Origin of the sequence: Pseudooceanicola aquaeponti (assembly GCF_050897975.1) — a bacterium.
Taxonomy (GTDB): domain Bacteria; phylum Pseudomonadota; class Alphaproteobacteria; order Rhodobacterales; family Rhodobacteraceae; genus Pseudooceanicola.
Genome location: NZ_JBPAXY010000015.1, coordinates 19,805 through 32,934 on the forward strand (window position 1 = coordinate 19,805; position 13,130 = coordinate 32,934).

General features: G+C 60.1%; 12 protein-coding genes. 4 read left to right on the forward strand and 8 right to left on the reverse strand.

What is annotated here, in order from left to right; translation table 11 throughout:
- The first annotated feature begins 52 nt into the window (after positions 1-52).
- Both ACRARE_RS22370 and ACRARE_RS22375 read left to right on the forward strand, forming a co-directional pair.
- Positions 53-376 carry a 2Fe-2S iron-sulfur cluster-binding protein gene (locus ACRARE_RS22370; RefSeq protein ID WP_432658534.1) on the forward strand — a complete coding sequence of 108 codons (324 nt, stop codon included), beginning with the start codon at positions 53-55 and terminating at the stop codon, positions 374-376.
- Positions 376-1,140, forward strand: coding sequence for an FG-GAP repeat domain-containing protein (locus ACRARE_RS22375; RefSeq protein WP_432658535.1), 765 nt, complete (start codon positions 376-378; stop codon positions 1,138-1,140). The genes ACRARE_RS22370 and ACRARE_RS22375 overlap by 1 nt, the downstream gene beginning before the upstream one ends.
- A gap of 32 nt (positions 1,141-1,172) precedes the next feature.
- On the opposite strand, the gene ACRARE_RS22380 is transcribed toward ACRARE_RS22375, so the two are convergent.
- From ACRARE_RS22380 to ACRARE_RS22400, 5 genes are all read right to left on the reverse strand, one after another.
- Positions 1,173-1,820: a hypothetical protein gene (locus tag ACRARE_RS22380; RefSeq protein WP_432658536.1), complete on the reverse strand. Its 648-nt coding sequence runs from the start codon at positions 1,818-1,820 to the stop codon at positions 1,173-1,175.
- Between the two features lie 207 nt (positions 1,821-2,027).
- Positions 2,028-3,293 (reverse strand): phosphoribosylamine--glycine ligase, encoded by a 1,266-nt coding sequence (gene purD / locus ACRARE_RS22385; RefSeq protein ID WP_432658537.1) that lies wholly within the window; start codon positions 3,291-3,293, stop codon positions 2,028-2,030.
- Between the two features lie 89 nt (positions 3,294-3,382).
- Positions 3,383-4,432, reverse strand: coding sequence for an SGNH/GDSL hydrolase family protein (locus tag ACRARE_RS22390; RefSeq protein WP_432658538.1), 1,050 nt, complete (start codon positions 4,430-4,432; stop codon positions 3,383-3,385).
- Entirely contained in the window at positions 4,413-5,825 is a 1,413-nt protein-coding gene (locus ACRARE_RS22395; protein WP_432658539.1) for an MBOAT family O-acyltransferase, read from the reverse strand. The genes ACRARE_RS22390 and ACRARE_RS22395 overlap by 20 nt, the downstream gene beginning before the upstream one ends.
- 896 nt (positions 5,826-6,721) lie before the next feature.
- Positions 6,722-7,426: a hypothetical protein gene (locus ACRARE_RS22400; protein ID WP_432658540.1), complete on the reverse strand. Its 705-nt coding sequence runs from the start codon at positions 7,424-7,426 to the stop codon at positions 6,722-6,724.
- Positions 7,427-7,559: 133 nt separating this feature from the next.
- Here ACRARE_RS22400 and ACRARE_RS22405 point away from each other — a divergent pair, with 133 nt between their 5' ends.
- Positions 7,560-8,156 carry a hypothetical protein gene (locus ACRARE_RS22405; protein ID WP_432658541.1) on the forward strand — a complete coding sequence of 199 codons (597 nt, stop codon included), beginning with the start codon at positions 7,560-7,562 and terminating at the stop codon, positions 8,154-8,156.
- A 1,055-nt stretch (positions 8,157-9,211) separates the two neighbouring features.
- Here the strand turns inward: ACRARE_RS22405 and ACRARE_RS22410 are convergent.
- The gene (locus ACRARE_RS22410; protein ID WP_432658542.1) at positions 9,212-9,475 is read right to left on the reverse strand and encodes a TRADD-N-associated membrane domain-containing protein; all 264 of its coding nucleotides are present in this window, start codon (positions 9,473-9,475) and stop codon (positions 9,212-9,214) included.
- Positions 9,476-9,890: 415 nt separating this feature from the next.
- Positions 9,891-10,454: a DUF429 domain-containing protein gene (locus ACRARE_RS22415; protein WP_432658543.1), complete on the reverse strand. Its 564-nt coding sequence runs from the start codon at positions 10,452-10,454 to the stop codon at positions 9,891-9,893.
- A gap of 400 nt (positions 10,455-10,854) precedes the next feature.
- Here ACRARE_RS22415 and ACRARE_RS22420 point away from each other — a divergent pair, with 400 nt between their 5' ends.
- On the forward strand, positions 10,855-11,730 hold the full coding sequence (locus tag ACRARE_RS22420; RefSeq protein WP_432658544.1) for a phage exclusion protein Lit family protein: 876 nt from the start codon (positions 10,855-10,857) through the stop codon (positions 11,728-11,730).
- A 549-nt stretch (positions 11,731-12,279) separates the two neighbouring features.
- Here the strand turns inward: ACRARE_RS22420 and ACRARE_RS22425 are convergent.
- A complete protein-coding gene (locus tag ACRARE_RS22425; protein WP_432658545.1) occupies positions 12,280-12,660 on the reverse strand; it encodes a hypothetical protein in 381 nt (126 codons plus the stop codon).
- Positions 12,661-13,130 lie beyond the last annotated feature (470 nt).

The window sequence follows — 13,130 nt, forward strand, 5'->3', positions numbered from 1 at the left end:
GAGGGGGCGCTAGGACCAAGCGAGAGGACCCGAAGGGCAGAAGGAGAGCGCCATGGTGAAGATCACCTATATCGAACATGACGGCACCGAGCATCCGGTGGATGTGAAGCCCGGGCTGACCGTGATGGAAGGGGCGCGCGACAATGGCGTGCCGGGGATCGAGGCCGATTGCGGCGGCGCCTGTGCCTGTTCCACCTGCCATGTCTATGTCGCCCCCGACTGGGTCGAGAAACTGCCCGCCAAGGACGACATGGAAGAGGACATGCTGGACTTCGCCTATGAGCCCGATCCGGTCCGCTCGCGTCTGACCTGCCAGATCAAGGTGACCGAGGCGCTGGACGGGCTGGTGGTGACCATGCCCGAGAAGCAGATCTGATGCCCTGGGGCGGGCCGGGGGCAAGGGCGCGTTCGGGCGCGCCGTGTCTGGCCGCCGCCCTTTTTCTGGCCCTGGGCCTGCTGCCCGGCCTGGCCCGGGCCGAGAGCGCGCCGCGCATCCTGGCCGCGCGCTTTGCCGATCCGACCACGCGCTATCCCCACGGGGTTTTGGGCGACGAGGTGGAACATGGCACGCTGGAACTGGATCTGGCGGGCGGCGCCCGCCGCCGCTTCACCCTGGATCCGGCGCTGGTCTTCGAGGATGTGGCGCCGCGTCTGGTGGATCTGGATGGCGACGGCGCCTCCGAGGTGATCGTGGTGGAAAGCCACCGCGCCCGGGGCGCGCGGCTGGCCGTCTGGGACGCCACCGGGCGCCGCGCCGCCACCCCGGCCATTGGCCGCGCCTTCCGCTGGCTGGCGCCGCTCGGCGCCGCGGATCTGGACGGCGACGGCCGGGTCGAGATCGCCTATGTGGATCGCCCGCATCTGGCCAAGGTGCTGCGCCTGTGGCGCTATGATCCGGTGCGCGGCCTGCGCGCGCTGGAGACCACGGCCGCCGATGTCAGCAATCATCGCATCGGTTGGGACCGGATCCCGGGCGGCATCCGCGCCTGTCCGGGCGGGGCCGAGATGATCCTGGCCGATGGCGGCTGGACCCAGGTGCTGGCGCTGCGGCTGGAGGCCGGGGGAGAGATCACCCGCCGCAGCCTCGGCCCCTTCACCGGACCCGAGAGCCTGGACGCCGCCCTGACCCGCTGCGACTGAACGCAGGGCGCGCGCGCCTTGCACCTGGCCCGTCAGCTGACCGAGCGCAGGGCGCTTTGCATCTCTTCGCCCTCGGGCAGGGTCTCGGGGCGCGGGCCGCCCAGGGTCCACAGGATGAAGGGCAGGGTGGCGATGGGAAATTCCTCGGGGGTGCGGAAGGGCCAGAACCGGCAGGCGGTGACCGCGCCGGCGATTTTCAGGATCAGCAGCGCCGGCAGGGCCATCAGGAAGATGCGCGGCTGATGCAGGAAGGCGACCCCCAGAAGCAGGGTCAGGGCGATACCGACCATCAGCGCCGCCGCGCCGATCAGGAAGAAGGCCAGCCGGGCGCGGCCGCTGTCCTCCATCCGGTAGGTCAGCCGGGGATGCAACGCGCCCAGCCGGGCCGACAGTTCGGACAGCAGCGCCAGAAAGGCGGCCTGTTCGGGATCGTCGCGCCGTCGCCGGGCCGAGGTGGTGATCTGCAACCGCGCCACCTGGTTGCCGGTCTCCAGGTCGAAGCGCATGACCCGGGTGCCACCGCTGCGCATCTGCACCAGGGCCACATGCTGCACGCTGCGCAGCGCGACAGAGCCGCCGGGCCCGGTCAGGCGGTCGCCGCGCAGGGTCCAGCTTTGCGGCCGCCGCAGCAGGGCCGGGCGGAACTCGTAGGTCTGCTCCTGAGGGGATGCGGGCGGCACATTCATGCGGTGGCAGGGTAGTTGAACAGCTGAGTCGCGCAAGAAAAGTTACCCCGGGGACAGCGGGCGGCGCCGAAGCGCGTCATCGCTGCTACACTCCGGCGCGAAAGTCGCAAATTTGCCACAATTTTGCCGCGAAAGGCCGGGGAATGTGGCCTGGCGTCCCCCCGGATCCGGGGCAGGGCGCCAGGCCATGAGGCGCCGGGGTCAGTCCAGGATGCGCCAGCCGATGTCGCGGCGCAGAAACCCTTCGGGCCAGTCCAGCTGGTCGGCCATGGCATAGGCCCGGTCGCGCGCCTCGGCCAGGGTGGCGCCGCGCGCCGTCAGGTTCAGAACCCGCCCGCCATTGGCCAGCACCTTGCCGTCCTGCGCCACCGTGCCCGCGTGGAAGCAATACTGGGAGGAGGTCTCGGGCAGGGCGTCCAGCCCCTTGATCTCGGTCCCCTTGGCATAGCTGCCGGGATAGCCCTGGGCGGCCATGACCACGGTCATGGCGTGATCCTCGGCCCAGTTCACCTGCGCCTCGGCCAGGCGGCCCTCGGCGGCGGCCTGCATCAGGTCCAGGGCCTGGCCGCCCAGGCGCATCATCAGCACCTGGCATTCCGGGTCGCCGAAGCGGCAGTTGTATTCCACCAGCCGCGCCTGGCCGTCCTTGATCATGAAGCCCGCGTAGAGGACGCCCTGATAGGGGGTGCCGCGTTTCTTCATCTCGGCCAGGGTGGGCAGGATGATCTCGGCCATGGCGCGTTCGGCCACGGCGTCGGACAGGACGGGGGCGGGGGAATAGGCGCCCATGCCGCCGGTATTGGGGCCGGTGTCGCCTTCGCCCACGCGCTTGTGGTCCTGGGCGGTGCCGATGGGCAGGGCGGTTTCGCCGTCGCAAAGGATGAACCAGGAGGCTTCTTCGCCTTCCATGAACTCTTCGATCACCACCTCGGCGCCCGCCGCGCCGAACTCGCCGCCGAACATGTCGTCGATGGCCGCCAGCGCCTCGGCCTCGGTCATGGCGACGATGACGCCCTTGCCGGCGGCCAGACCGTCGGCCTTGACCACGATCGGCGCGCCCTGCTGGCGGATATACTCTTTGGCGGGGGCGGCGGCGTCGAAACGGGCATAGGCGGCCGTGGGCGCGCCTGCGGCATCGCAGACGGCCTTGGTGAAGCCCTTCGAGGCCTCCAGCTGGGCGGCGGCCTGGCTGGGGCCGAAGACCAGCACGCCCGCCTCGCGCAGGCGGTCGGCCACACCGGCGGCCAGCGGTGCCTCGGGGCCGATGATGACGAAGTCGATGGCGTTTTCCTGAACGAATTCGCAAACTGCGCCGCCGTCGAGGATGTCGAGGTTGGCGCATTCGGCGATCTGGGCGATCCCGGCATTGCCCGGCGCCACGATCAGCTTGTCGCATTTCGGGTTTTGCAGCACGGCCCAGGCCAGTGCATGTTCGCGGCCGCCGCCGCCGAGGATGAGAATGTTCATGGAAAGCCTCCGCCGGTTTGGCCGGGGTTTAGCCGCGCCCGGGCCTCTGGGCAACCCATGCAGGCCTGGCGCTCCTGTTGCGGGCGTGCCTAGTCGGGGCCCACCGCCTCTGTGCCCGTCAGCGTGGTGGCGTCGCAGAAGGGGATCTGCGGGCGCAGCGCCCTGGAGAAGATCTCGGCCCCGGTGCGCGACAGGTGGTCGTCGTCATAGAAGACGGTGGCGGGATCGGGGTGATCGTCGAAGAAATCTTGCGCGTCGATGAAATGGAAATTGGCGCGGTCGCCGAAGGTTTCGGTCACCCGCTCGATCTCGGCCGAGCCCAGCTGGGCCATCTCGGCCCGGTAGAAGCGGGTGGTGGGGGTGGCCACCAGGACCAGATGGGCGTCCTGCGCCGCAAGCAGGTTCAGCATCTTGTCCAGCAGGGCCAGGTTTCCGGCCTGGATGCGGTCGCGCCAGGGGCCTTCGGGCGGCAGGCGCGACAGATGCGTGGCGGCGGTCAGCCGGGCCATCTCGGGGTGGCAGGCGGCGGGGGCATTGACCGGCGGATAGCCGTGGCGCAGGCCAAATTCGTCGGGCTGCGACAGGCCGGTCGGATCCGTCATCCGGCAGGGCGCGCCCGGTTCTATCGCATGGCTGACCCGGTCGCGCAGATGCGGGCCGCTTTCGCGGATCAGGGTCAGCTGCGGCAGGTTGGTCAGCTTGGCGGTGGCGATCCTGGCGCGGTCGCGCAGGCTCAGGTCCGGGGCGCGCAGATAGGTGGGCGTATTGGCCAGCCAGCCCCTTTGCCGCGACGCCATCGAGCTGTCGCGCAGCGACAGGACCCCCGGCGAGATCGGCATCAGCACGCAGCGCAGCGCCGGGCTATGGGTCGCGATCGACTTCAGCTTCAGCGCGCTGGTCTCGATCCCCATGCCCGAGCCGTTCAACGCGTAGCCCTCCAGCCCCATGGCCGGGAAATGAAACGCGCGGCTGTGCGAAGGCCCCAGGCTGACCACCTCGACCCGCTCGCGCACGGCTTCGAAACCGGATAGGCGGCGATCCGGGGCCAGGGGCAGGTCGACGATACGGGCGCTGCCATAGGCGATCGCGGCCAGCAGGGCCAGATAGGCCAGGGCGCGGCTAGAACTGGAAATAGACAAAATCGCTTCCCCCTCTTTCCCCGAAGGCGACCAGCAGGAAGATCACCAGCACGGTGGCGGCGAAGACCTGCGGCAGCGTCCCGTTGAAGGCGATGTTCGAGATGGTCCAGCGCGCCTTGCGCTTCGCCTGGACCTCGTCCCAAAAGACCAGCGCCCCGGCGAGGACGCCGAAGGCCAGCGCCAGCCGCCCCTCGGTCGCCAGGATCTGTGCCCAGCCCAGACCGTCGGTCAAGATGCCCGAGACCAGGTTCCAGAAGGTCCCCAGATCGGAGATCAGGAACAGCGGCGCCGAAAGCGAGATGAAGACCGACAGCACGATCCACGACATTACCCGGCGCAGCCCATCGGGGGCGGGCACGAAGGCAAACAGCCGTGCCACCGGCGCCCAAAGCCGCATCCCCACCCCATGCATCAGCCCGAACAGGATGAAGTTCCACGACGCCCCATGCCACAGGCCCACCAGGCACATGGCCCCGATGGCCGAGAGAGAGCGGAAGGGTTCCTGCGGAAAGCGCCGGGCGATGGGAATATGCACATAGTCGACGATCCAGGTCGTCAGGGTGATGTGCCAGCGCTGCCAGAAGCCGGTCAGGGTGGTGGCCAGGAAGGGCTGGCGGAAGTTTTCGCTGAGGTTGATCCGCATCCCCAGGGCCAGCCCCCGCGCGATCAGCGTATAGCCCGCAAAGTCGCAGTAGACGCGGAACATCGCCAGCCAGCAGATGAAGAGATAGAGGAACCCGCTGCGCTCGGCCTCGAAGGCCGAGGTGACGTAGACATTGAGGTTGTCCGCCACCGCCAATTTCAGGAACAGGCCCCAGATCACCAGCAGCAGGCCGCGCACCAGGAAAGAGACCTCGAACGCGGGGATGGCGCGCAACTGCGGCAGCAGTTTCCGCGCCCGCTCGATCGGCCCGGCGACCAGCTGGGGAAAGAAGCTGACGAACAGGGTGAAGACCAGGAAGTTGCGTTCCGGCGCGATCTTTCCGCGGTAGACGTCGATCGTGTAGCCCAGGGTTTGCAGGGTGTAGAACGAGATGCCCAGGGGCAGGATGATATGGGGGATCGACAGGTCCACCGCCGTGGCCGCCGACAGCTGATCCAGGAAGAAGTTGGCGTATTTGAAGTAGATCAGGATCGCCAGGTTCAGCACCACCGAGGCCGCCATCCAGCGCTTCCGCGCCGCCGGGCGCGCGCTGTCGTGGATCCGGATGGCGCAGAGATAGTCGATCGCCCCCGACAGCAGGATCAGCGGCACATATCGCACATCCCACCAGCCATAGAACAGCAGGCTGAAGGCGGTGACGAAGGGCACCCGCAGGCGGGGCCCCAGCAAGGGAAAGACGACAAAGAAGAACGCAGCGAAGTAAAAGAAGCTGGTCGAAGTAAAGGCCATGGGAGAAAATGCTCTGCGGCATGGAGCCCCGGAAGCGGGAAGGCTGCGGGCAAGCTCGACCCTGGGGGAGGGTCTGTAAAGTGCTGACGGAACGGGAAGTGGATATACCGCGCAGACCTGCCGGTTTTCGCCGGTTTTCTGACCTCAATCAGCGTCTTCTTGCCCAGGGCTGATCCGGGTCGCGGCCAGGCTGCGGGGCAGGATGCACGCCCGCGCGCAGGACATCCAACACGGGCCCACCCGGGTCCGCCATCGCGTGCGATGCTGGGGATCTGTCTGTGGGGAAGGGTGGAGGCGAGTACCGGAATCGAACCGGTGTACACGGATTTGCAATCCGAGCGACAATTCTGAAAACATTAGCTTTTCGTGTAAACTGGCTTCCTGTGCGACTGTTTCATTTCAAGGGCTTACACATGGGGGTGTAAACCAAAAACTCCCAATTTGGCTGAGACGCTGTTGCTGCGAGACACTGAGCTTCTCATGCGGTGACGCTCCAGTGGGTTAACCGTCCGAAGGTGCAACTCCAACGCCCACTGTTCATAAAGGTGGCGCATGTCAGTCACCTGTCTAAAGTTAGAGAAACTCGCACGAGGTGAGTTCGTGCGAAGGCCATTTGGATCGCTGGACTGGGTCACGATCCGTTTTTCGGTATAGGCTGGGTCAGGAGTAGACCTACGCAATGCGTGGGAAAACTGCTAACCGCTGCACAAAGGGTGTATGACGGAGATGGGCGGGAAGCGGGCTTTCGCTGCGCGAGGCACAAAGGTCCGCTAAACGCTGGTGAAGCAGAGGCTTGTCTGATCCAACCAACATACAGTCACTGAAACGTACCGGCCCGCCTTTAAGGACTCTACAGGGTTTTTTCAGCCGAGCGCCGAGCACCTACTTCTCCTGTGTCATTTGAACCCGGAAAGGACAGGAGATGCCGAAGAACTGTGAGAACGCGAGCCCGTGTTAGCGTAAGGATTCATCGTCGGAAGGGTCTTGGGCGGCGTGTAGATCTGAGATGTGACCCCACGCGCTACGCGCAGGGTGCTACATGGAGGGTTTGATGCGCCATTGCATGTGAGCACCCCGCGAGGCGCAACCGGCGCCATGAATGTCGCTGCTTGAGGTGCGCCGAGCTTCCAGGCAGCCGTTGGGATGACGCCTTTTCCACTCCAGCGATACCTGCCATTGAGCTTCACCAATTGCACCTGACCTGCGACCCTTTGGTTTCGGATCACGATCATCTGGCGCTTAAAAAGCATACCTACGTTTCGGTAGTAATAGAGAACCTGGTACTCATTGATGTACTGCAGGTGGGTAGGCATTCCCCATGACGCGATAACGTGCGCCAAAGAGTAGCCCTCCTCAACCCTGCTGATGCGGACGCGCGCAACCTCTGCCAATGACAACAGGCCACGCTTGTCTATTTCATCGAAAGCAACGTGATCATAATCCAGCCCCCCGCTGTGCCTACCTCGCGCTACTAGATCGTGCAAAGCGGCCAAAACTTGCAGATCACTGGCTTTTTCGGGATTGACCAGTTCGGGCGGAGGAGCACACGATGCCAGGAAAAGCGCGGCCCCCATAAGAAAAGATTTCAAGCGTACAATCACTTCCCGACCTCCAGTGGTAAAGGAAAATTTTCTAATGCAAAGAAGATTCTTGGTTCTTGGAGCCCCATCTTTTATCTTGTGCGGGTGCGGTGCAAGCAACTTAGGTGGCTCGACTTCCATTGAAAGAAGCGGCGTGAGCCTCGGCCGCAACAGTTACCCTGCAGCCATCCTCGTGGGAGCCGCTCTCGGATATGCGGTCTCCAGATACACTGGCGGCTTGCCAATCGTAGGCATTGCAGTGGGAGCTTTTGCCGGTGCCGCGGTCAATGCAGCAATGGAGTACAGCCGCGTCCTACTCAACAACAATGGTCAAGAGCTTGCGCCAGCATATCAGGATCTGAAGTATTCAGTTGATGGCGACTTCGAACGCTTCATGGATGAAAATGTGCCGATTTATAGAGAGAAGAGCGCGCTGATAGCAGAGGCCGGAATCAAGGATGGAAGGTCTAGAGTTACTGATATCCGCGGAGCCATGGACAAGCTGGACAAAATTCAGAAGGACCTGGGTGATTTGGCGCTACCCAATCAATGCTACGCAAAGGCCTGGCCGATATATGGCGAGACGTCGGATCTCCTGCCGCCACTCGCGGGCAAGGAAGTGACCGGCAGTGCCGTGACCGCCAAAGCTGAAGCTGAAAATTCCATTTCTGAAAAAGGGGCTGTGATGATGGCTGAGATTAGACACGAAATCGAAAACACTAACCACTTAATCAAGTCAGGCATGATATGAAGAAATCAGCGAAAGAGTGCGCTATATTCGTCGCAGGGGCGATTGCTGGAGCTTTGATAGAGTCCGTTCTAGATGAGCCTCTTCACAAGGTACGTCAAAGTGTCCTCGCTCCTTCTTGGAGTTATATCTGTGGAACCGAATTCCGCTATCGTGAAGGAGGCGAGCTTCTTCTCGCCGCCAAGGCACTGGCAGAGGACCCTACGGTCGAAAAGACTGAGGAGTGGAAGTCGGAGGTCGATGAAATGCACGCAGATGCCATGAAATCCATGGAGCACGCTGCGTGGTGCGGATCAAAGGACGCAATCAAGATACTCGTCATGGCGCGCTGTCAAGGAATCTATGGATACGCGGAAGATAGGCAAGCCGGCCTTGCCTTGATCCGCTCGGAGTTAACGAACGAACATGAGATGCCCTCTGAAGCCACCATCCAAGAGCTTTGCCCCCGGGGGGATGGTTAGGCTCTGGACACATTGCTTTCTGCGGAAGCCGAAGGTCCAAGCATGTAGATAACGCACAGTGCACGCAGCTAGTCTCTTTTTATATAATTGGCGCACATCTGGCACGCTTGCAACCTTAAGTGCCGAAGTGCCACGGCAAACCGCGTGCCGATGATCGCCCAGTCGTCCGAAGAAAAGCGACTCGTTTGAATGTCGAGGATCATCTGAGCGGCTAGCAAGATCCTTTAAGATTGGATGGCGACACTGGTCATCCCATGCGCTAGGCGTGAAGGTCCGCAATGGGCCGCACGCGCCCCACGGACCTGGCTCACCAGAGCATGAAGCCTGCCGCGCCGCCGCACGACCGCTTCGAGCCCAAAGTAATTGATGCTGCAGACCTCATAAACGTCAGAAACTCGAAGTCTAATGCTGACCGGCGTTCGCTCTCAGCAAGCGATTCAAACGTGCTCGGCCTTATCCAAACCGTCTAGTCGCGACATGAACTTGTTTGAAACTGAAATTATCTGCTCCTCACGAACTTTTTCGTCTGAGAGAAGGAAGGTGCTTAGCATTGCGGAGTATGCGGATTGACTACCCAGAAGGCGGTCGTGAAAGTGATTAACTTGGGTAGTTGTTACTAGAGTAAAGGGAAAAGAAAATCGCTGAGATTCCCTCGGTAATAAAACCAACTGCTGCGCCGAGGTATGAGGCGGACAGTTTCTCAATGCCATTAATCTGAAAATGAATACCGAAGCCAACGGAAACGCAGATAATTAGAAATCCAGAGGCCGCCGAAAACATACAGATCTTGAAGCTCTGCTGCGCATGCAAACGCGCTTCGGCTACAAATTCGTCCATGTTGGCGAAGCTGATCAGATTCATAAGCTTAAATATATCTTCGCCAGACGAGTTTTCTAGCTTCCTAAGCAAATCCTTCTTTTAATTTCGCGCCTCTAGTCTTTCCTGATTGCTCATTTTGATGATTTCATCATTCAATCTAATGATGTCAAGAAACATGCCGGCCCCTTAAGAATGCGACCAAGAAGGTAATGGCACGAAGTGTGCCGAACTTCTTTTAGGTGGTCTAGGCAAAATGCAAAGCTGTCATTCGCTTAAGCCCAGCGAAAGCCCGCTCCGTCCGCACAGCTGACATTGGAGTGCGAGAACATGCTGCACGATGCCACCGATGGCCGGTTTGGGGAAGCTGCGCCGCAGCGAGGCCGAACCTAGCGAATGTCCGGAAAGGGCCGGACGCGACGATCTCGTGTCCTGGCCTGCTGCAATGCGCTGGTTCCCATCAGACCTCCTCAAACCACGGGTAGCGAGCCTCTGGCACCACGAGCTCTATGTCGTCTTCGATGTCCACGTAGAGATCGGCGGCCCATTTTCTGCTATGTCCCATGGCCGCGCACCAGGCCGCTACGATAGCGTCCCCCTCATGATCTGCTTCCGTAGTGGATACTGCGTCGTTGTAGACCTCGCGGATCGCATTTTCGCCGGATACGCCTAGGAACAACTTGGGGTGGCTTTCGTAGACGGGTAATCCGAGCCGCCTTGCCACTATAGCACCATTCAGGGTCATGGAGCTGTATAAGGAGTTTTGAGCAACAACCGAATTACCGCCGTACTTTCGTCGTAGCGCATCATCGCAGGCGCGCCCGCCCTTCGGTGACCAAGCCAAGAGGGTATCTATGCCTAGTGCAACCGCTGTCTTTGCATAGACCTCAAGCCAAGACAGTGCCTCGGCAGCATCGCGAACAGTAGCTTTGGCCACGACTTCAGGCGCATCCGAAATTACTCGAATGGCCGCTACACCGTTTTTGCCTTTTCCACCAGGGTCGTAACCAAGAAACAGCGTCATGCCTCAGCCTTATTATTTCCGGAGTTGGAGCCTTCCCGTCGGCCGCCACCTTCCCGCGGGTGAAGTTGCTGCGCAAGGGATGAACGTCAGGTTCCAGATGCTGCGTCGCGGCTTATCTCCCTTCATTGGAAGACCGCTTTGGGCCGAACACGTCGACAGGATAGCGCGGCCCTCGTGATGGGGCCGCCGCGCCGCCGCATGACCGCTTCGAGCCTTCCTTACCCGATGCTGCACTGCTAACTAATGTCCGCTCCTTGGGTCCCGACCAAAAACGACCATTATTGCAGCTTGCGCTTTACCCGGACACACGTAAAAGCTGCACCATCCACTTCGGCAAGAGCTGAGAACAATCTACGTATTGCTCGACCGACTTGATCAAGATAGGCCAAGGGAAGGTTTAATGACGGACGATGTCATGACAGAGAATGACCAGGCAGTGCAGCAGGCTGCTCGCAACCTGTTTCTAGGATGCGTACCGGAACGAAAGGCAGAGCTGGAAGACTTCTGGGAAAAATACCACCCTGAGTTTCAGTTGATGGACGATGCAGGATCAGGCGGTACTTTTGCTTTGGAGGCTGGCCTGTTCAAGATTGTTCGCTTCAATCACCTAGCGATGCGGGCGTTTTGGCTTGCCAGTTTTATTGCCTGGGAAGGTTATTCTGCATTTTATAGGAGCACTGGCGCCAAAGACATCAATCTCACCCGATTTCGATCAATGGTTCAGGCATTTCGCGATATGCTAAGTGCTGAAGACCCAGAAGTCGTGCAGTTGCCGCCGGGCGTGCCGGAACCGGGCAAATATTGCGATGTAAAAAATGATGTGGAAGCGCGCGCGGCAGGGGAACTCGCTACCATCGCAACTGGCTGGGCCTTCCTGCATGAGCTCAGACATATCCAGCATCAACAAGACGGCACGAGCGCGGCGTTCAATGCTCCCTCTACAGATCAACACGCCGAGGAGCTTTCATGCGATGAATTTGCGACCACATTCATTATGGAGTTCGTAGCGAACTACGCTGAACAATCCGGCGATGACGAGGATAAAGTTCGGCAAAAGCGTGAGGTCGGTGTCTATTTCGCGCTGTTTGCAATGGCGCTAATCGCCGCCGATCAATGGGGCGCTTCAGAGTCCCATCCTGCCATAGAATCACGTATCGAGAATGTTATCAAAAACATGGGTGCCGAAGGCACTGGAATATCGGATGCGATAGCGCATGCAGCCTTCGCTGCATTACGGATCATCTATCCAGATGCTCCAAAGCCATTCGGGCTATAGATGCACGCTCGCACGAAATCACCCACAGATTGTGTGGCGTTCTTTGCCCTCAAACGACCGTTTTTGACAAAGGCGAAACCTGGAAAGCCGACCTTGGCGCAACCGCAGCGAATTGGCGCTACGTCCGCACCCCTGACGTCCGGCCGCCCAGAATTCTGCGGTCTGGATGAATGACGGCTTCGAGGAAGCTGCGATGCGGCGACCGGCCACCCATCGAAAGGCGGCTTTGGGCCGTCTTCGCCGGGCTGGTCCCCTCATTAGGGCGCGCAGCAAGCCGTACCGCTCCAAGTCCGGTTCGAGCATACTTTGCGGCATGCTAGACTTCGCACCTATTGTAGCTATGTGCGGTGCCCCGGTTTCAGGAAAAATGGATTACAGGGCAGCATAGCGTGTGGCCAAACAGCCGCATATAATCATTTTGATGCAAGCTCTACGGACGTCAACCTGGGGTATCCGGTCTGATTAAGCTAGGTTGCAACCTCCAGTATATTGATGATTTCAATTGAATTATCTGACATCCAAATGGAAAAAGACAAAGAGCTATCTACTTCAGGAGCGCTCCTCTCCATACATTTCGAAATTAGGAGCGTCAGTTTCTACGGGTTCTACGGTTTTAGCAACTATATTGTTTTTCATAGAGTTTGCTAGAAGCCCGTCGCCAGATATTCCTTGGCTGGGCATTGTCTTGCTAGTTGGAAGTTTGGCTTCTTTAATCCTTGAGGGCATGCTGGTCATTGAAGAGATAAACAATGGCAATAAACTTGGAACTTGGATCGCGTTTTTTCTTATTACGTTTATTGTAGTCGCGTTCGTTGTTGTGTCGATGATTTTGGTGGGCGCCGCTTGAAGCAATCTACGCTTGGATGAAAATTCTCCATGCCGATGCTCTTTGTTTTTCTTGGCATGATCTAAAGCACTCTTTTCTGCCATTAACGTAAATGACTGCTTTGTCCTGCAAATCTGCCCTCAGGTTCTTGGAGCTTGCTGCGCGATGCCATGAAGGTACAGTATGGGGAAGCTGCGCCGCGGCAACAGTGGTCCTGGCCAAGGTCGGCTTCGGGCCGAAATCCACTGCTTAGAGAGTAGCTGGACGCGCGAGTGCTTAGAGCGCACGTAGGGCTAGTCCGCTTATCAGGACACAGCAAGCCGTTTTAAAATCGGCATCAGGACTTCGACTAGGATGTCCGGCATATGCGTCACCGATCCAAATCGTGCCAAAGAAAAACCGATGCGGGGGACCGCACCGGCTTTCTTTGGTTCGCAGATTTGGGTCTGGGCTTAGGTCGTGTTGACAAAACGGATTCACATCAGGCTTTGAGCATGATTCAAGCTGGCATCTGCGATGGAGACCAGCTTGGCACGAGACCTTATGTCGGACGAGGAATGGACGTTCTTTGAGC

What these genes read in the sequence shown, in the direction of transcription:
- ACRARE_RS22370 (WP_432658534.1), top strand. Translation starts at nt 53, where the DNA reads ATGGTGAAGATCACCTATATCGAACATGACGGCACCGAGCATCCGGTG.
- ACRARE_RS22375 (WP_432658535.1), top strand. Translation starts at nt 376, where the DNA reads ATGCCCTGGGGCGGGCCGGGGGCAAGGGCGCGTTCGGGCGCGCCGTGT.
- purD (WP_432658537.1), bottom strand. Translation starts at nt 3,293, where the DNA reads ATGAACATTCTCATCCTCGGCGGCGGCGGCCGCGAACATGCACTGGCC.
- ACRARE_RS22395 (WP_432658539.1), bottom strand. Translation starts at nt 5,825, where the DNA reads ATGGCCTTTACTTCGACCAGCTTCTTTTACTTCGCTGCGTTCTTCTTT.
- ACRARE_RS22410 (WP_432658542.1), bottom strand. Translation starts at nt 9,475, where the DNA reads ATGAATCTGATCAGCTTCGCCAACATGGACGAATTTGTAGCCGAAGCG.
- ACRARE_RS22415 (WP_432658543.1), bottom strand. Translation starts at nt 10,454, where the DNA reads ATGACGCTGTTTCTTGGTTACGACCCTGGTGGAAAAGGCAAAAACGGT.
- ACRARE_RS22420 (WP_432658544.1), top strand. Translation starts at nt 10,855, where the DNA reads ATGACGGACGATGTCATGACAGAGAATGACCAGGCAGTGCAGCAGGCT.
- ACRARE_RS22425 (WP_432658545.1), bottom strand. Translation starts at nt 12,660, where the DNA reads ATGGCAGAAAAGAGTGCTTTAGATCATGCCAAGAAAAACAAAGAGCAT.